20 protein-coding genes and 6 pseudogenes are annotated in these 19910 nt (G+C 68.7%); 19 read left to right on the plus strand and 7 right to left on the minus strand.

All coding sequences use genetic code 11. The features are described 5' to 3' along the window. Nucleotides 1–387: 387 nt before the first annotated feature. Nucleotides 388–606 (plus strand): annotated as a pseudogene (locus ACFVJQ_RS40550) (threonine dehydratase); the annotation flags it as partial. Here the strand turns inward: ACFVJQ_RS40550 and ACFVJQ_RS40555 are convergent. The 5 genes and pseudogenes from ACFVJQ_RS40555 to ACFVJQ_RS40575 form a co-directional block, all read right to left on the minus strand. Then, nucleotides 599–733, minus strand: a pseudogene (locus ACFVJQ_RS40555) (oxidoreductase); the annotation flags it as partial. The pseudogenes ACFVJQ_RS40550 and ACFVJQ_RS40555 overlap by 8 nt on opposite strands. A gap of 37 nt (nucleotides 734–770) precedes the next feature. Continuing rightward, complete coding sequence (locus ACFVJQ_RS40560; protein ID WP_385515935.1) at nucleotides 771–2030, minus strand: MFS transporter; 1260 nt, start codon at nucleotides 2028–2030, stop codon at nucleotides 771–773. Nucleotides 2031–2068: 38 nt separating this feature from the next. Further along, complete coding sequence (locus ACFVJQ_RS40565; protein WP_385790868.1) at nucleotides 2069–2617, minus strand: cyclophilin-like fold protein; 549 nt, start codon at nucleotides 2615–2617, stop codon at nucleotides 2069–2071. Between the two features lie 16 nt (nucleotides 2618–2633). Next, on the minus strand, nucleotides 2634–3299 hold the full coding sequence (locus tag ACFVJQ_RS40570) for an SDR family oxidoreductase (protein WP_385515937.1): 666 nt from the start codon (nucleotides 3297–3299) through the stop codon (nucleotides 2634–2636). A gap of 96 nt (nucleotides 3300–3395) precedes the next feature. Further along, the gene (locus ACFVJQ_RS40575; RefSeq protein WP_385515938.1) at nucleotides 3396–3806 is read right to left on the minus strand and encodes a cupin domain-containing protein; all 411 of its coding nucleotides are present in this window, start codon (nucleotides 3804–3806) and stop codon (nucleotides 3396–3398) included. A 206-nt stretch (nucleotides 3807–4012) separates the two neighbouring features. Between ACFVJQ_RS40575 and ACFVJQ_RS40580 the strand changes: the two genes are divergently transcribed. Beyond that, nucleotides 4013–4954 (plus strand): helix-turn-helix transcriptional regulator, encoded by a 942-nt coding sequence (locus ACFVJQ_RS40580; RefSeq protein WP_385515939.1) that lies wholly within the window; start codon nucleotides 4013–4015, stop codon nucleotides 4952–4954. On the opposite strand, the gene ACFVJQ_RS40585 is transcribed toward ACFVJQ_RS40580, so the two are convergent. Further along, entirely contained in the window at nucleotides 4941–5909 is a 969-nt protein-coding gene (locus ACFVJQ_RS40585) for an SDR family NAD(P)-dependent oxidoreductase (protein ID WP_385515940.1), read from the minus strand. The genes ACFVJQ_RS40580 and ACFVJQ_RS40585 overlap by 14 nt on opposite strands. A 221-nt stretch (nucleotides 5910–6130) precedes the next feature. On the opposite strand from ACFVJQ_RS40585, the gene ACFVJQ_RS40590 reads away from it, so the two are divergent. The 6 genes from ACFVJQ_RS40590 to ACFVJQ_RS40615 all read left to right on the plus strand — a co-directional run bounded on the left by ACFVJQ_RS40590 (nucleotide 6131) and on the right by ACFVJQ_RS40615 (nucleotide 9960). Further along, nucleotides 6131–6265, plus strand: a complete 135-nt coding sequence (locus ACFVJQ_RS40590) for a hypothetical protein (protein WP_385790869.1) — start codon at nucleotides 6131–6133, stop codon at nucleotides 6263–6265. 105 nt (nucleotides 6266–6370) lie between these two features. Next, nucleotides 6371–7090, plus strand: coding sequence for a DUF6152 family protein (locus ACFVJQ_RS40595; RefSeq protein WP_385790870.1), 720 nt, complete (start codon nucleotides 6371–6373; stop codon nucleotides 7088–7090). A gap of 11 nt (nucleotides 7091–7101) precedes the next feature. After that, a complete protein-coding gene (locus ACFVJQ_RS40600) occupies nucleotides 7102–7584 on the plus strand; it encodes a hypothetical protein (RefSeq protein WP_385790871.1) in 483 nt (160 codons plus the stop codon). A gap of 407 nt (nucleotides 7585–7991) precedes the next feature. Next, on the plus strand, nucleotides 7992–8174 hold the full coding sequence (locus tag ACFVJQ_RS40605; protein WP_385515944.1) for a hypothetical protein: 183 nt from the start codon (nucleotides 7992–7994) through the stop codon (nucleotides 8172–8174). Between the two features lie 416 nt (nucleotides 8175–8590). Beyond that, nucleotides 8591–9082, plus strand: a complete 492-nt coding sequence (locus ACFVJQ_RS40610; protein ID WP_385515945.1) for a hypothetical protein — start codon at nucleotides 8591–8593, stop codon at nucleotides 9080–9082. Further along, entirely contained in the window at nucleotides 9079–9960 is an 882-nt protein-coding gene (locus ACFVJQ_RS40615; RefSeq protein ID WP_385790872.1) for a phosphotransferase family protein, read from the plus strand. Before ACFVJQ_RS40610 ends, ACFVJQ_RS40615 begins: the two co-directional genes overlap by 4 nt. On the opposite strand, the gene ACFVJQ_RS40620 is transcribed toward ACFVJQ_RS40615, so the two are convergent. Beyond that, nucleotides 9953–10342 carry an AAA family ATPase gene (locus ACFVJQ_RS40620; RefSeq protein ID WP_385790874.1) on the minus strand — a complete coding sequence of 130 codons (390 nt, stop codon included), beginning with the start codon at nucleotides 10340–10342 and terminating at the stop codon, nucleotides 9953–9955. The genes ACFVJQ_RS40615 and ACFVJQ_RS40620 overlap by 8 nt on opposite strands. 820 nt (nucleotides 10343–11162) lie before the next feature. On the opposite strand from ACFVJQ_RS40620, the gene ACFVJQ_RS40625 reads away from it, so the two are divergent. The 11 genes and pseudogenes from ACFVJQ_RS40625 to ACFVJQ_RS40675 form a co-directional block, all read left to right on the plus strand. Further along, the gene (locus ACFVJQ_RS40625; RefSeq protein ID WP_385515947.1) at nucleotides 11163–11360 is read left to right on the plus strand and encodes a helix-turn-helix transcriptional regulator; all 198 of its coding nucleotides are present in this window, start codon (nucleotides 11163–11165) and stop codon (nucleotides 11358–11360) included. After that, complete coding sequence (locus ACFVJQ_RS40630; RefSeq protein WP_385515948.1) at nucleotides 11357–12310, plus strand: hypothetical protein; 954 nt, start codon at nucleotides 11357–11359, stop codon at nucleotides 12308–12310. The genes ACFVJQ_RS40625 and ACFVJQ_RS40630 overlap by 4 nt, the downstream gene beginning before the upstream one ends. Before the next feature lie 56 nt (nucleotides 12311–12366). Beyond that, complete coding sequence (locus ACFVJQ_RS40635) at nucleotides 12367–12840, plus strand: hypothetical protein (protein ID WP_385515949.1); 474 nt, start codon at nucleotides 12367–12369, stop codon at nucleotides 12838–12840. Between the two features lie 274 nt (nucleotides 12841–13114). Next, on the plus strand, nucleotides 13115–13570 hold the full coding sequence (locus ACFVJQ_RS40640) for a flavin monoamine oxidase family protein (protein WP_385790873.1): 456 nt from the start codon (nucleotides 13115–13117) through the stop codon (nucleotides 13568–13570). 10 nt (nucleotides 13571–13580) lie between these two features. Then, complete coding sequence (locus tag ACFVJQ_RS40645) at nucleotides 13581–14519, plus strand: flavin monoamine oxidase family protein (protein WP_385515951.1); 939 nt, start codon at nucleotides 13581–13583, stop codon at nucleotides 14517–14519. A gap of 35 nt (nucleotides 14520–14554) precedes the next feature. Beyond that, nucleotides 14555–15043 (plus strand): SRPBCC family protein, encoded by a 489-nt coding sequence (locus ACFVJQ_RS40650; protein WP_385515952.1) that lies wholly within the window; start codon nucleotides 14555–14557, stop codon nucleotides 15041–15043. 105 nt (nucleotides 15044–15148) lie between these two features. Further along, nucleotides 15149–16143: pseudogene (locus ACFVJQ_RS40655) on the plus strand (zinc-binding dehydrogenase). Between the two features lie 1057 nt (nucleotides 16144–17200). After that, nucleotides 17201–18375: pseudogene (locus ACFVJQ_RS40660) on the plus strand (GDSL-type esterase/lipase family protein). A gap of 202 nt (nucleotides 18376–18577) precedes the next feature. Continuing rightward, nucleotides 18578–19312, plus strand: a pseudogene (locus ACFVJQ_RS40665) (WD40/YVTN/BNR-like repeat-containing protein); the annotation flags it as partial. Nucleotides 19313–19366: 54 nt separating this feature from the next. Continuing rightward, complete coding sequence (locus ACFVJQ_RS40670; protein ID WP_385790875.1) at nucleotides 19367–19546, plus strand: hypothetical protein; 180 nt, start codon at nucleotides 19367–19369, stop codon at nucleotides 19544–19546. A gap of 29 nt (nucleotides 19547–19575) precedes the next feature. Next, nucleotides 19576–19910 (plus strand): annotated as a pseudogene (locus ACFVJQ_RS40675) (hypothetical protein); the annotation flags it as partial.

Here is a 19910-nt window from a genome sequence, read left to right on the forward strand (position 1 = left end):
CTGACACCAGGCCAGTACACTCACCCAAACCGCCTCTGAACAGGGAAAACAGCGAAGTGCTGCTGAAGTACTGAGGTACATCGGCAGAATCTGCACTGCCCCAGTTCAAGCCTGACCGATACCGCTTGGAAGAAGTGCTGGGTCGAATCTGTCAAGGTTTGTTTCCCGGCTGCGTAATTGCAGGTCAGCGAGTCAGTGCTGCGCGCGACATGGGCGTGAGCGTCCGGGACCTCGAACAGGCCGACGGTCAAGCACGGGGCAGGCTCTCCACGACACACCGACGTCAGTTCGACACGTCGATCCAGATCACTCGAAGGGTGGAGAGATCCACTGAGCGGGCTTGGCCACACAACTGATCAAGGGTGGCCATTTCCCAAGATGCTCATCGCGCTGACCCACTCGTGGCGCGAAGGGCGTGTCGCCGGCCGATATCCGATTCCGGCCCTCCTGGCCGACCTACTACTGGTCGCTGACGACGCCAGCCTGGTCCGGAAGGCGTTGATCATCGCCGGTATGCGGATGCTCTCCGACCACGCCGGCGTCGTCGTCGAACCGTCGGCCGCGCTCGGCATCGCAGCGATCCTCGAAGACCGTGACCGCTTCGCTCGTTGATGTCGGCGAGCGCGACGGCGGCCGCCGAGGCAGCGAAGGCGCGGGCGGTGGCCAGCCCCATGTCGGAGCCGGCACCAGTATCGAAGGCGACTTGGCCCGTGAAGCCGTACGCGGGGTTCATGAAGGTTGCTCCCACCGAAGCTGTACGGACGAGGAGTTCAGCGCGCGGTCCTCGCCGGTGCGTCGGCGGCCTGCTGCGGATCGCCGGCGTCGGTGGTGTTCTGGGCGATGATCCGCGAAGGGGTGGCGGTGGCGCTGAGGGCGAGGGCGATCAGCGGCAGCAGGGTGAGTGCGGCGAAGACCGCGCCGACCAGGGCCGGACCCGTCAGCCCGAGCGAGGAGTCCAGGGCCTGGCCCGCGAGGGCGGAACCCGCGGCGATGCCGGTGTTGTACGCGGAGGTGGTCAGCGCCGAGGTGAGGGTGGGCGCGTCCCCGGCGAAGCGGACGGCGAGGGAGGTGACGACCGGGTTGACGGTGAACCCGGTCAGCGCCATCAGGAAGACGAGGACGACCGCGGCCACCGGGCTGTTCGAGGCCGGAATCAGGATCAGCAGGGTCAGGGCGGTGGCCGCCGCCGCGGTGATCGTCGTGGTCATCGGGCGGCGGTCCCCCAGACGGCCGCCGATGGCGGTGCCGCCCAGCGCACCGATACCGAAGGCGATCATCACCAGCGGCACCGAGCCGGCGGGGATGCCCGCCCGGTCGGTCAGCAGTGGCGTGATGTACGTGTACGTCGCCAGGACCCCGCCCATGATCAGCACGGCCGCGGCGAGCGCCAGCCACAGCCGTCCCTGCCCAAGAGCCCGCACCTCGGCCCGCACCGACACCTCGGCCCGCTGCTCGGTACGGGGGATGAACCGGCCGACGAACGCGGCGGCCAGGGCGGCGAGGACGGCGAGCGCCCAGAACGGGCCACGCCAGCCGGTGTACTGGCCGACGAACGAGCCGATCGGCACACCGACGACGTTGGCCAGGGTGAGGCCGCCCATCATCACGCCGACCGCGCGCGTGGCGTTGCCCGGGCCTGCCGCGGCGGTGGCGATGACGAAGCCGACGGCCCAGAACGCCCCGGTGGCCAGCGCGGTCACCACACGGGCCGCGAGCACGATGGTGAAGGAGGTGCTGAGCGCGGCGACGACGTGCCCGAGTGCGAAGACGGTCAGTGCGCCGATGAGGGTGTGGCGCTGGGGTAGGCGCAGGGTGGCCATGGCCATCGTGGGCCCGCCGACGATCATGCCGACGGCGAACGCGGTGATCAGCAGACCGGCGTGCGCGATGCTCACCTTCAGATCGGCGGCCATCTCGGGCAGCAGTCCGGCGATGACGAATTCGGTGGTGCCCATCAGGAACGTGCCAGCGGCGAGCACCCATACGACGAAGGGCAGTCGGCTGGCGGTGGTTCCGGTGGCCGACGACATGCGAAAACTTCTTTCCGTACGAGGAGGGGTGGGCGAGGTCAGGAGGCCGCTTCGATGGTGATGCGGTCGGCCCCGGACAACTGGCCGGCGTCGGCGTCGATGTGGCCGAGGATCAGCAGGTCGGAGGAGGCGGAGGGGCCGTCCTCGTAGAAGAGGGCGAGGTTGCCCCACGGTGCGTAGTAGGCGATGTCCCCGACCTTGGCCGCGGCCGGCTCGGGCGCGTCGTCGGTGGTCAGCCTGCGCGGCGGGTAGGCGATCCGCTCGGTTCCGTGGAAGTCCTCCAGGTCCAGGGTGAGCGGGAGCAGGGAGGCCAGGTCGCGGGCGGCGGGGCTGTCGTTCAACATGGCCTCGACCGGCTGTCCGTCGAGGGTGACGCGGATGTCCATCGGGGTGCTCCTGTCTGAACCGGACGGGCCGGCGGATGCCGAGGTCTGCGGCTGCTCCGACGCCGATGTCGGCGTGGCGGAGGTGGGGGTGGATGAGGGGTTCCGCTGGGATGAGTCGTCGTTGGAGCAGGCGGTCATGGCCAGCAGCAGAGCGCCTGTGGTGGCGGCGCTGGCCAGGGCCCGGCGTAGGGGGAAGGTCATGGTGGCCGTCCGTCGGTCAGTCGGGCATGGGCTCGGCGTAGTGCCTGAAGCCGTCGCGGTCGGTGTGCAGGGCGTACAGGCGCTCGGCCAGCACCTCGGGGCTGGAGTGCGCGGAGTCGGGACGGATCGCCCCCGGGACGATCAGCTGCGTGACGTGGATGCTCTCCGAGGCGAGCGCGGTATGGAGCATCGCCGCGTAGGCGCTCTCACCGGCGAACGCGACCGAGGTGCCGGCCACGCTGAGCTTCGGGCGCACGGCGCTGCCGCCGTTGACGAACAGCAGGGTGCCCCGGCCCAGCTCCCGCATGCCGGGCAGAACCGCGTTCACGCAGGTGAGAGGGCCCTTCACGGAGAACGCCAGCGGAGCCTCCAGGTCGGCGGCGCTGGTCTCCAGGACCGGCTTCATGAAGTCGGCCCGCGGCACCGGGCTGTACTGAAGGATCTCGACGGTTCCCAGCTCCTCGGCCGCCGTGCGCAGGGCGGTGGTCAGCGAGTCGGGGTCGAGGACATCGGCGGGGTAGCCGCGTGCCTGGACCCCCTCGCCGTCCAGCGCCGCCACCAGCTCGTCGAGACGATCGGCGTTGCGGGCGAGGAGTGCGACGCTGTGGCCGGCCTTGCCGAAGCGGCGGGCGGCGGCCAGGCCCAGACCGGGGCCTGCGCCGACCAGTGCGAACGTGGTCATCGTGAGTCCTTGGGCGTAGAGAGGTACTTGATGAGGAAGGGCGTGGCAGGCCGCAGCGGCTCAGGGGGTGAGTGAGGTCGACGGCCCTGCTCGGGTTCAGCCGGTGGCCGGGGCTGCGGCGTACTCCTCGTCGGTGACGGGGTTCAGCCAGTGCACGACGTCGTGGTCGTCGTCGCCCTCGTTGATGGCGAGGTGGACCATCAGCCGGTTCGGCGCGGCGCCGTGCCAGTGCTCCTCGTCGGCCTCGAACAGGACGCGGTCGCCGGGCCGGATGACTTCCACCGGTCCGCCCCGGCGCTGGCACAGGCCGATGCCCTCGGTGACGAAGACGGTCTGGCCCAGCGGGTGGCGGTGCCAGTGGGTACGGGCGCCGGGCATGAAATGAACCAGGGACGCGGTGACCCGGGACGGGGTGGGCGCCGCAGCGACGGCGTCGATGTAGACGTCGCCGGTGAACCAGTCGGCCGGCCCTTTGACGGTGTCGATCGAGCTGCGAGTGATCTGCATGATCGCTCCATGTGCGGTAGGGGGGCAGGGGAAGGGCGGCGGACGCCGAGCCGGGTGAGGCGCTCCGTCTTCCCCGCGCTCGTGACCAGGAGGAGAAGCACCGCGCCTCTCAGGCAACCCGCTCCTCACGCGCGTAGCGAGTCCCTGACAAAGGGTGTACTGGCAGTGCATCCTTATGGCCGCGTGCGGGACGTACCGTCGAAGACATGGACAACCGTGAGGAGGTCCGCGAGTTCCTCACCTCGCGGCGCGCAAAGATCAGTCCCGACCAGGCCGGACTGCCGTCCGGTACCCGGCGCCGGGTACCGGGACTACGCCGCAGTGAGGTCGCGGCGCTGGCCGATATGAGCGTTGAGTACTACTCGAAGCTGGAGCGCGGCAACCTCGCCGGAGTCTCCCCGGCCGTCCTGGAAGCCCTGGCCCGCGCCTTGCAGCTCGATGACGCCGAACGCGCCCACCTGGTGAACCTGGCCCAGGCCGCCGACGGCTCCGACGCCCTCACCCGGCCTCGCCGCCGACGTACCAAGGACCAGTGGAAGCCGCACCGCAGCCTGCAATGGACACTCGACGCCGTCACCGCCGGGCCCGCGTTCGTCCGCAACGGCCGGATGGACATCCTCGCCGCCAACCAGCTCTTCCGCGCCTTCTACACCGACCTCTACGCCACGCCCGGCAACCAGCAGAACCTGGCCCGCTTCACCTTCCTCGACCCCGCCGCCCGCCGCTTCTACCCGGACTGGAACGCCTTCGCCGACGTCTCCGTCGCCATCCTGCGCACCGAAGCCGGCCGCAACCCCCGCGACAAGGACCTGCACGACCTGGTCGGCGAGCTGTGCACCCGCAGTGACGAGTTCCGCACCCGGTGGGGTGCGCACAACGTCCGCCACCACGGCACCGGCACCAAGCACTTCCACCACCATGCTGTCGGTGACCTCACCCTCGCCTTCGAGGGCCTGGAAATGGCCGCCGCCCCCGGCCTCACCCTCACCATCTACACCGCCGAACCCGGCTCACCCTCCGAGGAGGGACTGCGTCTCCTCGCCACCTGGGCCGCCACCCAGGAAGCCGCCCTGGACACGGAACGGTCCGCAGTCGGCGGCGTGGCGCCTTTCGGGGCCCACCGGCAGACCGGGCCTATCGCAGGGTGACGTCGGTGCGTTGCGCGTAGGCGTCGAGCAACTCGTCCTGCGCGCGGGTGTCGCGGACCGAGGAATGGATGTCGTCCTCCGGTTCGCGGTGGAAGAAGAATCCGCCGGATCCTCGGCTCGCGGGCTCGCTGCCCTCGGCCAGCCAGACCTGGGTCATATAGCCGGCACGGAGGTTGTCGGGGGCGTACGGGCCGTTGGCGAACCCCATCAGGGTCGGCACCCAGCCCGGGGCCACCGCGTTGACGCGGACCCCGGGCCGACGCCGGGCGACGGCCATCGCAAGCGTCAGGATCTGGAGTTTGCTGTCGTCGTAAGTGACGTCGGTGCCGCCCTCACGCAGCTCGCCGAGCTTGAGGTCGCCACCCAGGTGCAGGTCGGAGGTGAGGTAGATCGACTGCTGGGGAGCATCGACCAGGCTCGTCAGGAGGTACGGAGACAGGGAGTTGACGTTCAGGATCTCCGCGTTCGTCACGCCGTACTCCCCGGCGTTGTGGATGATGACGTCGAACGCTCCCAGCTTGTTGATCCGGGCGGCGAGTCTCCTCGTCTCGTCCAGGTTCGACAGGTCCCCGGTGACGACGGTCTCCAGCCCCGGGAGGTCTCGCCGTACGTCTGCCGCGCGCTGGTCGTTGCGTGCGTGGGCGACGACGCGGTGTCCTCGTGCGAGGAGGTGGGCGGCGGTGAGCTGGCCGAGACCGCCGGTGGAGCCGGTGACCAGGATGCGCCTGGTGTCCTTTTCGGGGAGCGGGCCGATGTTCTCCTGGATGTGACGCAGTTCGTCGGCGACTTCCTGTGTGTTGTAGTCCCCGACCCCGAACCTGCCACCCTTGCCTGCCGTACGGCCGCTTTCGCTCGGTGCGTCGCCGGTTTCCCGCGTTGTGGAACACGCGGCAAGGGTCCCCACACCCAGTGCGGCAGCGGAGAGGAGGAGGGTGCGTCGGGTCATGTCGGTCATGCCAGGTGCTGCTTTCTCTTCTGGGGAGGCGCTGACACGCCAGGGCCAGCGCGGAAGCCCGGCGTACGGTGAGCCCGAGCATGAGAGCGGCCGCCCTGTCTGCCCACGTGCTCTTCCGCACAGGAAGCCAACACCCTGGGGGCCCGGTGAGGGAGGCCCGGTTGATGGGGGTACTGCCGGGGTCTCCCTCAGCCGCCCCGATGCTCACGTAGCGTGGCGGCGTGTCACTGATCGCCAGCGTCGGCGCAGACCGGCCCGGCCGGATGCGCGCCGGGACCGCGATGCGTACCGAGGGCGTCGCCGAGCAGCTTTGGCTCAGGTCAGTGGCCGAAGTTCGCGCCGAAGACCCCCGCTGAAGGGTGCCCTGTCAGTACACCCCACGACAGAGATTCCCTCTTCCCTGCGAGAGGAGGTTCGCTGAATGCCGAACACCCCAAGCCCTCTGGAAGGATCGACTCGGCATGCGCTTCATCACGATCGCGGCACTGCTGGCTGGCACCGGCATTCGTCGCGTCAGGCTGGCGACGGCGTCCCTGGTCTCCGCGACGATGCTCATCTTGTTCTCGGCGGGTGCCGCTCAGGCGCATCACGGGTTCGACGACTTCGACACCGACCGCCCCTACTACATAGCGGGCACCGTCTCGCAGGTCCGCTGGGGCGAGCCACACTCCTACTTCACCGTGACCATCGACAGAGATCTCCCCGCTGACACGCCCGAGCGCGATCTGCCTGACGGACTGCAGGACGCCGCCGACAGCGACCCGATCGACGCCGCACCGTCCTACAGCGGTTCTCACGACGAGCTGGAGGTCACGATCGCGCCGCCGAGCTTCACGGGGATGTGGGGTCTCGACCGCGAACTGGAGGACGGCGAGCGGATCGAGGCCGTCGGCTACGTCGGCAGGAGTCACGACGACGAGTTCCGTCCGGTCGTGTTCTGGGTCGAGGACGGGAAGCCTGTCAACCAGGTGCTCAACGAGGAGCTGCCGGCGACGCCGCTGCCGGTCCCGTATCCGGAGGGCGACGCACCGGCCGCTGACGCCGACCAGGAGTCCCCGTCCGCCTCAGCGGACTCCGACGACACGTCCCCGATCGCGGTGTGGGCCACGGTCGGTGGCGTACTGGTCGCGGTCGTCGCAGGTGGAGCCTTCTACCTGCGCGCCCGCTCGCGCCGGGCGTGACGGCGCTCGTCATGGACAGTGTCTTCTCCTGGCTGGAGGACAGCTGGTTCGCCGAGGCCGTCCGGGGCACGGCCTACCTGTATCCGATGCTCGAAAGCGTCCACATCATCGGCATCGCTCTCCTCGTCGGCCCGGCCGCGGCCTTCGACCTTCGGCTGCTGGGGCTCGGCCGGCGGGCGCTGCGGGTGACGACCGCGGCCAACTACCTCCTTCGCCTGTCACACCTCGGCTTCGTGATCGCGGCAGTCACCGGCGCGGCCATGTTCCTGCCCGGCGCGAGCCTCATCGCCGACCGTGGCAGTGCTCCGTGGAAGTTCGGCCTCATCCTGCTCGCAGGTCTGAACATCCTGATCTTCCATCGGCGGACCTACCGCAGCGTGGCCGACTGGGACTCGGACCAGCCGACGCCCGTCGCCGCCCGCCTCGCTGCGGTCGTCTCCCTCACCTCGTGGTCAGGTGTCACGATCGCCGGGAGACTCCTGGCCTACACCTGACCTCCACAACTGCCTCCGCTCAACCAAGGGGTGCTGGGCCCGGCGGCGTAGATCACCAAAACAGGCCGGGCCCAACCTCCACCGACACGCCCTGCCGCGTGGCGCGTGCTGTGTCGATCACTTCGGCGGCGCGACGACGGCCATGATCGCCTCGGCCCCTTCCGGCGCCTTCCTCGCTGAGGTGATCGACTGCGACGGCGTGTTCATTGCTGTCAACGTCCTGCCGGTGATCGCGGTTCTGGTCCAGTCGGTTCACCCTGCCCTCGAAGGGATCCCCGCCCCTGCCGAGGGCTTGGTGGATCAGAAGTCCTGGCCCGACAACAGCGCGGTCTTCTCATCGAGGCTCGGCTCAGGGGTGCCGTCGTCGTGGCTGGTTGCCGTGGTGCGCGTTCTTCGGGGGAGCCGGAGTGCAGGAGCAGGTGGTGATCGACAGCCGCTACGCCCTCGACCGCGACCTCTTCCCGAACCGGATCATCCTGGGTACCGAGACCTTCCCCACCCGCATCGACCGCACCTGGCAGCTGGTGGAGCAATACAGCCACGTGATCGGCGACTTCACCGGACCGGCTGGGACTACCTGGGCGAGGTAGGCATCGGCCACCCCCAGTACGTGCCCCCGGAGACCTCCCATCGTCATGGGCGCCCCGTTCTCCGACCTCCTCGCGGGCTGCGGTGACATCGACATCACCGGCCACCGGCGCCCCGCTCCTACTGCCGCGAGATCGTCTTCGGGCTGCGCACCGCCCCCTACATCGCCGTCCAGCACCCCGAGACCCACGGCAGGACCTTCATCGGCACCCCCTACGCCTACGCCCACGATGACGCCCGGGTCGCCTTCAAGGTCGCATCTGAGTGCGCGGAGGAGGCCGGCGACTGGTGGCTGCGGGCAAAGACGTTCTCCTTCCTGTCCCGTCAGGCGAGTTGGCTCGGCGATCCGGATGAGGGACTGACGTACGCGGAGAAGGGCCTCGTCCGTTCGGACCGGCTCACCCCGACCATCCAAGCCATGCTGCACAGCGCTCGCGCTCGCGCCTTCGGGAAGATGCACGACGTACAGGGCACCTTGACCGCAGTCGGTGCAGCTGACGATGCCTTCGCCCACTCGAACCCGGCGGAGGATCCGCCATGGATGGGCTACTACGACGAGGCGCAGCACCACGGCGACACGGCGCATGCGCTCTGGGACCTGGCCATGCATGCCGACCAGGACCCCGGACGGGCAGCGCAGCGATTCACGACGGCGGTCGCTGGACACAGCGACGACTACGCCCGCTCGCGCGCGATCTCGGCGACGAAGCTGGCGTCGTTGGTCATGGCGATGGGAGACCCGATGCAGGCCATCCACATTGGCCACAAGGCTCTCAACGACGTCGGACAGCTCACCTCGCGCAGGGCAGCCGACGACCTCAAGGAACTCCGCCGACTCGCCGGGCAGCACCGCACGCTGGAAGAGGCGGCGCACCTGCGCCAGCGGATCACGGCTACCTTGCAGGCATGACGATCTCGGCTGTCCCCGACCGCGCAGTCCTTGCAGAAGCCTGCGCCCACGCAGGCTTCGACTCCGCCGGCGCGGAGCCGATCCGTATCGCCGAGAACGAGATATGGCGCCTGCCTGGCGAGGTGATCGTCCGCATCGCGCGCGCCGGTCAGTGGAAGGCCGCGGTCCGGGAAGTTCTCGTCGCGCGATGGCTCGCCGACAACGGGGTGTCGGCCGTCCGTGCGCTGCCGGTCGAGCAGCCTGTAGAGGCGGCAGGCCGGCCCGTGACGTTCTGGGTCGAGCTTCCGCCGCATGGGATCGGCACCGTCATGGACGTCGTGGCACTGCTGAGGCAGCTCCACCCGCTACCGGTGCCTGACCTGCCGCTCGACCGACTCGACCCGTTTGTCCGGGTCGCCGAGCGGATCGAGGCGGCCATGTCCCTGTCGGAGGACGATCGCGCCTGGCTGCGAGACCGGCATGCGGAGCTCCGCGAGCAGTGGGAGCGTCGGCCTAAGGGCCTGCCCGAGTGTGTCGTGCACGGAGACGCATGGGTCGGCAACGTCGCGCGCACGCCGGACGGGGCGGTACTGCTCGACTTCGAGCGGGCCTCCGTCGGGCCACCGGAGTGGGATCTCGTCTCTACGGCGGTCAAGATGACGACGACCGGCGCGGTCACTCAGGCCGAGTACGCCGAGTTTTGCGAGGCGTACGGAACGGACGTCACCAAGTGGGAGGGGTACGAGCTCCTCGCCGGGGCTAGCGAGTTGCGCATGACGACGTACGCGGCCCAGCACGCGGCCACGCGCCCCGAGTGGCAGGCGGAGGCTCAGTACCGTGTGGACTGCTTGCGTGGCCGTGCAGGACCGCGCCCGTGGCACTGGAAAGGGATCATGTAGTGCCTGCGCTCAGCTTCCACTCCTTCCGCGTGGAGCGCACCCACAGCCCGTGGTCCGGCACAACGTCCCGCCCGGCGGCGACCAACTCGGCCAGGCACTCGCGGACCTCGGCGACCACCGGCGCCTCCAACGCGAAGTAGTGACGCTCCGGATAGTCCACGCCGTACCGGCCGTGCACCAGCTCGTCCACGGACAGCCACACCGCCCCGGACGACTCCAGCCGCCGCTTGGCGTACGTGGTCTTGCCCGACCCGGTCAGCCCGACCAGCAGGCCACCCCGCTGACAGCGCGACAGGCCTGCGGAAGAGAAGGGCTGTACCTCTTCCTGAAGGGGCGTCGACGCAGAGCTGCTCAGGGGCCCTGACGAAGCTGTCTGGGAGATGTGGCCGGTGACGTTGGTCGGATAGGAGGCCGATGAGCGGACTGATTGGAGTCAACTCTCCCTGTAAACGGTTCTCTTCGTTCGAGTGGCGGAGTTGCTCGACGAGTCTGAAACATAGGCGCACCTCTGCATTCGCCGACGGCAGACAAGGAAGATCCTCAAAAGGCTGGAACTCGACCCCGGGCCATGTCAACGTACAACACCCCGGAGGTGAGCGGTCTTTTAGACCCTCACGGGTCAGGTAAAGAGGAGGATCTTCTGTCCACGCATGCGCCCCGCTTCGTTCGGCCCACCGCGCCTGCTCTCTTCGAGCTGGGGGCGCGCAATGCGCGGATTGCGCAGGCTACATCGGACCACAGGACGCTCTCATCTGTTGGGCCTGCTTGTGAGCATGCGCTGTTGGCCTGCTCGAAGTGAAGGTAGTGCAGCGGTGGATACCGTCTTGATCGAGCGATCAGCACCATGAGTGATCCGCCGTTTTCGAAGACGGTCCCAAAGTCCCGCGGCGCAACGTAGACCACGATCGCCGGTTAGCCAAACCGGCGATCGTGAAGACCATCGAGATGTTCGTAGCGGCTGTGCTTGGCGGTGGAGCCCAGCGGACGCAGCGATGCGGCAAGCAGATAGAAGGAGGGAGCTGAGCGGCTCCCGCCGGCGGTGTCTCACCGATCTGTAGCCTCCGCTTCGCTGATCGCGGCGGCACAGACGCTCCATGCCGCCCGGCCGATGGGTGGCCATTCGCTCTTCTGCCGGGGGCGCGAGTGGAGCTCTGCTAACCGTTGCGCTTAACGCTTCTGCCCACTTACTTGAGAAGACTTCGATGACACGTCCCCCTGCACTCAAACTTGCCGAAGTTCTTGCAGAGATCCGCATGAGCCCGTCCGCGTTCTATCGCCTTAGGGCCCGAGGTATGGCTCCTCGGATGATCAAGTTGCCGAATGGAGAACTACGCTGCCGCCGCGCCGACTTGGATGCGTGGTGGGAAGCGTGTGAAAGGGATACGCCTGAATGGCGATGAGCTACAAGGTCCGCTTCTGGGAGATACGCGAGCGTCCCGACCGTCGCAAGGGATTCGAAGTCCGCTGGACGGTCAACGGCCGAGAGAAGTCTGAGTCCTTCCTTACCAAGGGACTTGCAGAGAGCCGCCGTTCCAAGCTGATGACGGCGGCTCGCGACGGTGAGCCGTTTGATCCCCGAACGGGCCTGCCGGCTTCCGAGCTTCGTGCCCTGAAGCAACGCACCACCTGGTATGTCCTGGCGCGGGAGTACATCGAGCAGCGTTGGGACCGTACCCCGGGCAATACGCGCCGTACACTCGCCGATGCTCTGGCCACCATCACGCCAGCCCTCGTAGAGCCGGGAGCTGTCTACCGGTCTCCGCGAGTACTGCGACGCGCGCTCTATTCGTGGGCGTTCAACAAGAAGGCGTGGGGTTCAGATCCGCAGGATGAATGGAAGGCGGCACTGGACTGGCTGGAACGGTACTCCCTGCCAGTCAGCGAGCTGGAGGAGCCCGACGTACTGCGCCGAGGGCTTGACGCCTTGTGCCGCAAGGCCGACGGGAGCGCCGCAGCCGCCAAGACCGTGAAGCGAAAGAAGGCGGCCGTCAATGAGGTCTTCGGCGTCGCCGTCGAGAAGGGGTACTTCGGGCAGAACCCACTTGCCGGCCTCCGCTGGACCGCGCCCGAAGTGGCCGACGAAGTCGACCCGGAATGTGTGCCGAATCCCGCTCAGGTCGCCCGCCTGCTGGCTGCGGTCAAGGCCCTTCCCGGTCGAGGCCCCCATCTGTACGCCTTCTTCGGTTGCATGTACTACGCCGCGATGCGTCCAGCCGAAGTCATCCACCTGCAGAAGTCTCAATGCCGCCTCCCCGCCACTGGGTGGGGGCTTCTGAACCTGAAGGGTGGCATTGTGATGGCGGCAAGGAGTGGACTGACGACGGTGCCGTCCATGAGATCCACTCGCTGAAGCGGCGCGCGGCCAAGGCCACACGACCGGTTCCGATCCCGCCTGTCCTCGTCCGTATGCTGCGCGAACACATAGAGCGCTTCGGTGTGGCACCGGATGGGCGCGTGTTTCGTAATGCGGCCGGGAACCACATCGACGCCTCGGCGTACGGCATAACGTGGCGTCGAGCACGAGAGGCGGCGCTCACTTTGGACGAGCTTGCCCTTGAACTGGCGCCACGGCCATACGACCTGCGCCACGCAGGCATCTCCTTCTGGCTGGCGTCCGGGGTCGACCCGGCCGAGTGCGCGCGAAGAGCAGGGCAGAGCATCCAGGTTCTCTTCCGCTACTACGCCAAGTTCCTCTCCGAAGCACGTCACCACGCGAACCGTCTCATCGAGGATTCCATGCGGCGGTGGGACGAGCACGATGATGCGGCAGCAGGTGGCTTAGCCCGGGCTTGGCCCGGAAATGCCCCGGAACAGCTGGTCAGAGGTGGGATACCGGTGGGAGGAATCGGGAGTAAGGCCGAATTTCGGCTCGTGGTCTAGTTGCACCCGGAGATGGGCGCCTGACGGGCATTTGCCCTGGTCAGGCGCCCATTTTCTGCGTCTAGAAGAAGCCCAGCTTCTTCGGCGAGTACGACACCAGCAGGTTCTTCGTCTGCTGGTGGTGCATCGTGCGCATGACCTTGACCAGCGCGAATGCGAGGTAGGTAGATCAACTGGCGGACTCTGGCCCGCGTATGGTCCGGATCTTGGTTCGAAGCGAGGGCGGAGGCGGGGCGGGCTGCTCGGGGTGACGGCGACGTGGCGTGGAGTGATCATGAGCAGCACGCAGAACGGGGACATCGCCACGGCACACCACGCCCGTAGGGCGGATGTGGTGGTGATCGGTGCAGGGCTGGCCGGTCTGACCGCGGCGCGGGAGCTGGTGGCGGCGGGCAAGTCGGTGGCCGTGCTGGAGGCCCGTGACTGGGTCGGTGGCCGGCTGCTCAACCACCACCTCGGCGACGGTCAGGTGACCGAGATCGGCGGGCAGTTCGTGGGCCCGACCCAGGACCACATCCTGGCGCTGGCCAAGGAGGCCGGCGTGGCCACGTACCAGGCCGCCGTCCCCGGCGAGACCGTCTACGTGAACGACGGCAAGGCCAAGCGGTTCACCGGGCACACCCCGCCGGACCTGTTCGCGCTGCCGGACATGGGTATCGCCCTGGCCCGCATCTGTCAGGCCGCGGCCAAGGTGGACCCGGCGGCACCGTGGCAGGCCCGACGCCCGTGAACTGGACGGCATGACCTACGAGACCTGGCTGCGCAGGGCCGAGATCACCGGCGACGCCGTCGACATGATCAACCTCTTCCTCAACTCCGCCTACGGCGGCGAAGCCCGCGACGCTTCCGCCCTGTTCAGCCTCTGGTACGTCTCGACGTTCGGCGACGAGACGCACCCCGGCACCATGGAGCGCGGCACCGGCACCACCGGCGGCGCCCAGGACAGCCGGTTCGTCGGCGGCTCGCAGATGGTCGCCCAGCGGCTGGCCGAGGAGCTCGACGGCCGGGTCCATCTGTCGGCGCCGGTGCGGCGCATCAGCCAGGACTCCACCGGTGTCACGGTGGTCTGCGACGTCGGCGACTGGCGGGCCGAGCGGGTGATCGTCGCCGTACCGCCGCTGGTGGCCTCGCGGATCGTGTGGGACCCGCTGCTTCCGGCGCAGCAGGACCAGCTCTTCCAGCGGCTGCCGTTCGGCACCCTCATGAAGTGCGTGGCCGTCTACGACAAGCCGTTCTGGCGCGAGGACGGGCTGTCCGGCATGGGCCTGCTGCGCGGCGGCTCCCCCATCCGCGAGATGTTCGACAACACCCCGCCCGACGGCGGACCGGGCGTCCTCATGGGCTTCCTCGGCGGCAGGGAATGGCGCAAGTGGGCCCACCGCCCGGCAGGCGAGCGCCGCGGAGCCGTCCTGCGCTGCTTCGCCCAGGTCGTCGGGGACCGTGCCTTCGACACCGTCGACTACGTGGAGCAGGACTGGACCGCCGAGCAGTGGACCCAGGGCGGCCCCACCTCCGTCGCCGCCCCCGGCGTGCTCACCGACTTCGGCCAGTGGATGGGCCGCCCCCACGGCCGCGTGCACTGGGCGGGCGCCGAGTTCTCCCCCTACTGGAACGGCTACATGGACGGCGCGGTCCGCTCCGGCCGCCACACCGCCACCGAACTCCTCCACCAGATCTGAGTGCAAGAAGCACCGACAAGCAAGGGAACCCTGCCATGAACCGTTTCGTCGTCGCCGAGACCGCCGTCATCGACGCACCCCTCGGGCGGGTCTGGGACGTCATCTCCCGCACCGGCGGGTACGCCGAGTGGGTCGCCGGAGCCATCGAGGTCACCGACCACCACGGCGTCGCCACCGTCGGCAAGACCTACTCCGAGCGCAACCGCACCCTCGGCCCGCTCAAGACGGACTCGGTCTGGACCGTCAGGGAGATCGAGCCCTTCAAGCGCCGCGTCGACACCGGCACGGGCTTCGCCCCGCTCCAGGACGTCACCAACACCTTCGAGTTCCGGCCGGTTCAGAGCGCCGACGGCCGGGACGCGACGGAGATGCTCTACCAGGTCGAGTACACCATCGGCCTCGGTCCACTGGGCCTGCTCCTCGACTCCATACAGCAGCCCGCGATGCGCGCCGGCATGCGCACCTCCATGGCCAACCTCAACACCCTGCTCCGATCCGAGGACTCGAGCGCCGGCCGACGGTGACGCCGGTCAGCGGTCACCCGCCGCTTGCGGGCCGGGGTCCTCGGAGCCCCTGGCCCGCCCCTTCCCGGAGATCCACCCCTTATCCAGAAAACCGAGGTTCACATCATGTCCACCACCATGCTGGCCGGACGCCTCCACCTGGACACCCGCACCTTCGCGGTCGAAGAGGTCCCCGTTCCCGTCCCCGGTCCCGGAGAGGTGCTGATCGAGGTCAGGGCCGCCGGAGTGTGCCTGTCCGACGTCCACCTGATCGACGGCAGCCTCACCCCTTCCTTCCCCGTCGAGGCGGTGACCGGCTCGGGCGCGGTCACCCTCGGCCACGAGGTCGCGGGCGTCATCCACGCCCTGGGCCCCGGCCTGTTGGGGGACTGGGCCCCCGGCATGCGGGTCGCCCTGCAGGCCGGCCAGGCGTGCGGAGCATGCGCCGACTGCATGCGCCGCTCCCCGTGTCCGCGGCCGCTCACCCGCGGCGTCGACTACGACGGCGGCTAGGCCCAGTACGCCGTCGCCCGGGAGAACACCCTCGCTCCCCTCCCCGACCACCTGCCCTTCGACCAGGCCGCCATCATCCCCGACGCGGTCTCCACCCCGTATGCCGCGATCATCGAAACCGGGGCGGTCCGGCCGGCGCCGCGCCCGTCATCGCCGTCGACCCACTGCCCGAGGCCCGCGAACGGGCCCTCGCCTTCGGCGCCGACCTCGCACTCGACCCCGCCGACCCGGGATTCGCCGAAGCCGTCGGCCGGGCCACCGGCGGCCGCGGCCTCGACGTCGCCTTCGACTTCGCGGGTTTCCCAGCGGTCCGCGAGCAGGCTGCCGCGGTCCTGGGCGCCGGCGGTGTCCTCGTCCTGGCCGGACTCACCCCGGAACCGCTCACCATCACCGACAGCATGTCCTTCAGCTACCGCGGCAACCAGATCCGCGGTCACTACGGCTCCGGACCCGAACACGTGACCCAGCTCATCCGCCTGGCGGCATTCGGCAGGCTCGACCTGGCGCCTTCCATCACCGATCACATTCCACTGGCCGAGGCGGGCGACGCCGTCACCCGGCTGGAGAAGAAGACCGGCAACCCGATCCGCCTCATCCTCACCCCGTGAACCATCGACGACCCCCGGCAGTCGGCCTGCCCGCCTTCGAGGGCCTGGCCCGAACCGAGGAGGCCCCCTTGGACAGTTCACGATCTGCCACCGCGCGGTGCACCCGGCCGGCACGACGGACGGAACCGCTCTGGCTCCGACCACCCGGAGAACGCTTCACAGCCCTGAGTGCCGCCTCGCCAGTCGGCGGCATCGCGCCTACTGGGCCAAGTGCCCAAGGTAGGCGCGAAGCATGCTCTTAAGCTGGTCGAGCAGTCCGGAGTCGCCGGCGGCGTCCGCGCGGAAGGCGTCCTGGGTCACCCGCCGAACAGGGCGTGACGGTTTCCCGGTCATCCGGCTCAGGCGGCACAGGCCATGGCGGTCTTGCGGCGCCGATCAGCATGACCCGCGCCCAGTCGGACGGCGGCCGTCTGAATCTCGAAGGTAGCGTCGGCTTTTCCGAGCCTGACCGGCCGTCAAAGCGCTCGTAGCGTTCATCGACAAGTCCATTAAGGCTTTCGGGGTCGAGAAGATCTGCCGTGCACTGTCCAACTTCGAGGAATAGCTCGGCCGATTTAACCTCCAGCGTTTGCATTCGCGATCGGCGCCGTTCGGCCCGCCGAACACGAGGTCAACCACTACGCTCAACACCAGTCCTGAGTGGGCGGGCTGTCGCCTGGAGGAAACTCACCACTCGGACGATCACTCAGCGAATGGCTACGAACGGGTCCGGTCATCAATTCCCGGCCGGTCGAGCCTTTCTGATGATTGCACGCGTAGTGTGACCGTTCCTTTATCGACTTCCCATACCCAAGTCCGTGTCAGCCTTGCTAGGTTGAAGCCCGCGCCTCCGAGGCGAAGTCGGGCAGGTCCCGCAGTTTCACGGAGGCGGAATTCCCTCTAAGCCTTCACCAAGGCTCTCCTTGGATGCCCAAAAACCGTAACGGCTGAGTCTCGCTGCTTCCAGCCACGCCTCATGCCATGCCTTTTCGGCATCCAAACCCCCCAACACACTGGAAAGCGCACGTGAGTGATGAGATCTCTTCAGCGTTTCGGCCCCCGGCTGACCATCTCTGCCATGACGATCGTGCTGAGCACGCCCGGACTGGCCACCGCCGATGAGGCGACCGGCGACAAGGACACCACGTACTACATCTCGCTCGGCGACTCCCTGACCACCGGCTACCAGCCGGACGTCGACAAGGACACCGACGTCGCCTACGCCGACCAGCTCTACCGCAGCTCAAGCAGCGCACCCCCGGACTGAAGCACATACACCTCGGCTGCACCGCTGAGACCACCGAGTCTCTGATCAACGGCGGAAAGTGCGACTACCCGAACGCCGAGTCCCAACTGGACGCCGCTCTGAAGGCCATGGCCCAGCACCACGGCAAGGTCGCCTACGTGACCCTCAGCGTGGGCGCGAACGACATCCTCCTCAACTGCGTCAGCCCGGCCGGCGCCCTCGACGGGGCGTGCCTGAACAGCCGGAGCGAGACCATGGCGAAGAACCTCGTCCAGATCGCGGGCGCACTCCGCAAGGCGGGCACGGAGAGCACCCAGTTCGTAGGCTCGACGTACCACAACCCGTTCCTGGGGGCCTGGCTGCAGGGCGCCGCGGGGCAGCAGGCCGCCAAGGAGTCGGCACCCCTGGTCAAGGCCGCCAACACGGGGATCACCCAGGTGTACAAGTCCACCGGCTTCAAGGTGGCGGACGTGGCCGGGGCCTTCTCCTCGGACGACTTCACCACCCGGGTCAACGTGCCCGGCGCGGGCGAGGTGCCGGCGAACGTCGCCAAGATCTGCCAGCTGACCTGGGCGTGCACACAGAAGGACCCGCACCCCAACGCCGACGGCCACAAGGTGATCGCAGGCGCCTTCTCGGCGGTGCTTGCCGAGAACGACGCGCCCGGCAGGGGCGCATCCCCGACCCCCAGTGAGCCGGCCACACCTGGTGCGAGCGAGTCCCCGACCCCGAGCGAGTCGGCCACGCCCGGTGCGGGCGAGTCCCCGACCCCGAGCGAGTCGGCCACGCCCGGTGCGGGCGAGTCCGAGACCCCGAGCGAGTCGGCGACCACGCCCGAGCCCGCCACGGACACGGGGGCGAACGACCCGACCCCGAACGGAGATCTCGCCGAGACCGGCGCGTCGAGCAGCACTCCTGTCCTCGCGGGTGCCGGTCTCACCGTCGTGGCGGTCGGCGCCGCCGCGATCTACTTCGCGCGCAGGCGTCGTACGGGGGAAGGAAACTGACGTACAGTCAGTAGATCGAAACTTGAGCAGCAGGCCGCTCGCGGTGTCGCGGGCGGCCTGTTCGGCTCGGCCAGGGGCGTGTTCGTGAGCTGCGCAATGCGATCGCAGTGATGGCGGGACCGGGCGAGGCGGCCTGGGCGGCGTCTCCCACCGCGTTCGGGCCACTGAGCCTCGACCACGTCGTCGGCGACCGGACGGGTCTGTTGCGCGGTCTGGAGGTGCCCCCGGGGACGGGCCTGACGGGCAAGGTCCACCGTGGCGGAGGCCTGGACTGGGGGCGCAGCCCGCCATCGCCAAGGACGCGCCGGGGCCGATCGCCACCAACGCCGACGGCAGCGTGCTGCTGTGGTCCTTCGGCACCGAGAACCCCGGATACCGCTCGGCCGACAACGGCGCCACCTGGTCCGAGGTCGCCTCCTTCCCGAAGGGTGCCGCCCCGATCGCGGATCCCGTCGACCCGACCCGCTTCTACGCCTTCGACACCACGACCGGCACGGTGTTCGCCAGCACCGACAGTGGCCGGACCTTCACCGCGCGGGCCACCGGCCTGAGCACGGGCGACAGCGAGTTCCAGCTGACGGCTGCTCCGGGCCGCACCGGCGACCTGTGGCTCAGCCTCAAAGGGAACGGCCTCTACCGCTCGACCGACGCAGGCGCGACCTTCGCCGAGGTCAGCAGCTGCCACGCCGCACACACCCTGGGCTTCGGCAAGGCCGCCAGGGGCGCTTCCTACCCGGCGATCTACATGGTCGGTGCCGTCGACAGCTTCAACGCCGTCTACCGCTCCGACGACGAGGCGAAGACCTGGACGCGGATCAACGACGACCAGCACCAGTGGGGCTGGACCGGAGCCGCCATCACCGGTGACCCGCGCGTGTACGGCCGGGTCTACGTCTCCACCAACGGACGCGGAGTGCAGTACGGGGAGCCCGCCTGATACCCGACCTGGGCGAAGCTCGAACCTCACCCAGATGCACGGGAGTTCGGCTGGCTGGGCAGGCTCCCGGAGCTGATGCAGGCAGGCGGCATCGGCGTGGTCCTCGCCACCCCACCTCAATCGCCCCGCCCTGGACGGGCCGGCTGCACGTGTTCGGAGAGCCGGATGCCGAGAGGGGCGTCGTCACGCATCACACCCTGGTACGGCCGGGCGGCGATCAGCCCCGCTGATTGAGCAATCACTCGCAGAACAGAGGAAACTGCATGAAAAAGTCTTGGATTCTACCCCTGATCACGCTTGTCGCCACCGTGCTCGGGGGGACAGCGGCAGGTGTGGCCCCTGCCTCCGCCGCCTCCGACACGCCTTTGCGGGTCATGCCGTTGGGCGACTCGATAACCTGGGGCGTGGGAAGCAGTACGGGCAACGGCTACCGGGGGCCGTTGTGGAACCGGCTCGCGGCGGACGGCCATCCGCTGGACTTCGTGGGCACGGTGCGGAACGGTTCGATGTCCGATCCGGACAACGAAGGCCACTCCGGGTACCGCATCGACCAGATCGCCGCGCTCGCCGACGCCTCGCTGACCCGCTACCGGCCCAA

Source organism: Streptomyces sp. NPDC127197 (assembly GCF_042672405.1).
Taxonomy (GTDB): domain Bacteria; phylum Actinomycetota; class Actinomycetes; order Streptomycetales; family Streptomycetaceae; genus Streptomyces; species Streptomyces flavusporus.

Coding starts and splice junctions, on each gene's coding strand:
- ACFVJQ_RS40630 (WP_385515948.1), top strand. CDS start 11,357: ATGAGCTACAAGGTCCGCTTCTGGGAGATACGCGAGCGTCCCGACCGT.
- ACFVJQ_RS40635 (WP_385515949.1), top strand. CDS start 12,367: ATGCTGCGCGAACACATAGAGCGCTTCGGTGTGGCACCGGATGGGCGC.
- ACFVJQ_RS40575 (WP_385515938.1), bottom strand. CDS start 3,806: ATGCAGATCACTCGCAGCTCGATCGACACCGTCAAAGGGCCGGCCGAC.
- ACFVJQ_RS40640 (WP_385790873.1), top strand. CDS start 13,115: ATGAGCAGCACGCAGAACGGGGACATCGCCACGGCACACCACGCCCGT.
- ACFVJQ_RS40625 (WP_385515947.1), top strand. CDS start 11,163: ATGACACGTCCCCCTGCACTCAAACTTGCCGAAGTTCTTGCAGAGATC.
- ACFVJQ_RS40650 (WP_385515952.1), top strand. CDS start 14,555: ATGAACCGTTTCGTCGTCGCCGAGACCGCCGTCATCGACGCACCCCTC.
- ACFVJQ_RS40565 (WP_385790868.1), bottom strand. CDS start 2,617: ATGACCTTCCCCCTACGCCGGGCCCTGGCCAGCGCCGCCACCACAGGC.
- ACFVJQ_RS40600 (WP_385790871.1), top strand. CDS start 7,102: ATGGACAGTGTCTTCTCCTGGCTGGAGGACAGCTGGTTCGCCGAGGCC.
- ACFVJQ_RS40595 (WP_385790870.1), top strand. CDS start 6,371: ATGCGCTTCATCACGATCGCGGCACTGCTGGCTGGCACCGGCATTCGT.
- ACFVJQ_RS40645 (WP_385515951.1), top strand. CDS start 13,581: ATGACCTACGAGACCTGGCTGCGCAGGGCCGAGATCACCGGCGACGCC.
- ACFVJQ_RS40610 (WP_385515945.1), top strand. CDS start 8,591: ATGCTGCACAGCGCTCGCGCTCGCGCCTTCGGGAAGATGCACGACGTA.
- ACFVJQ_RS40615 (WP_385790872.1), top strand. CDS start 9,079: ATGACGATCTCGGCTGTCCCCGACCGCGCAGTCCTTGCAGAAGCCTGC.
- ACFVJQ_RS40560 (WP_385515935.1), bottom strand. CDS start 2,030: ATGTCGTCGGCCACCGGAACCACCGCCAGCCGACTGCCCTTCGTCGTA.
- ACFVJQ_RS40570 (WP_385515937.1), bottom strand. CDS start 3,299: ATGACCACGTTCGCACTGGTCGGCGCAGGCCCCGGTCTGGGCCTGGCC.
- ACFVJQ_RS40580 (WP_385515939.1), top strand. CDS start 4,013: ATGGACAACCGTGAGGAGGTCCGCGAGTTCCTCACCTCGCGGCGCGCA.
- ACFVJQ_RS40585 (WP_385515940.1), bottom strand. CDS start 5,909: ATGACCGACATGACCCGACGCACCCTCCTCCTCTCCGCTGCCGCACTG.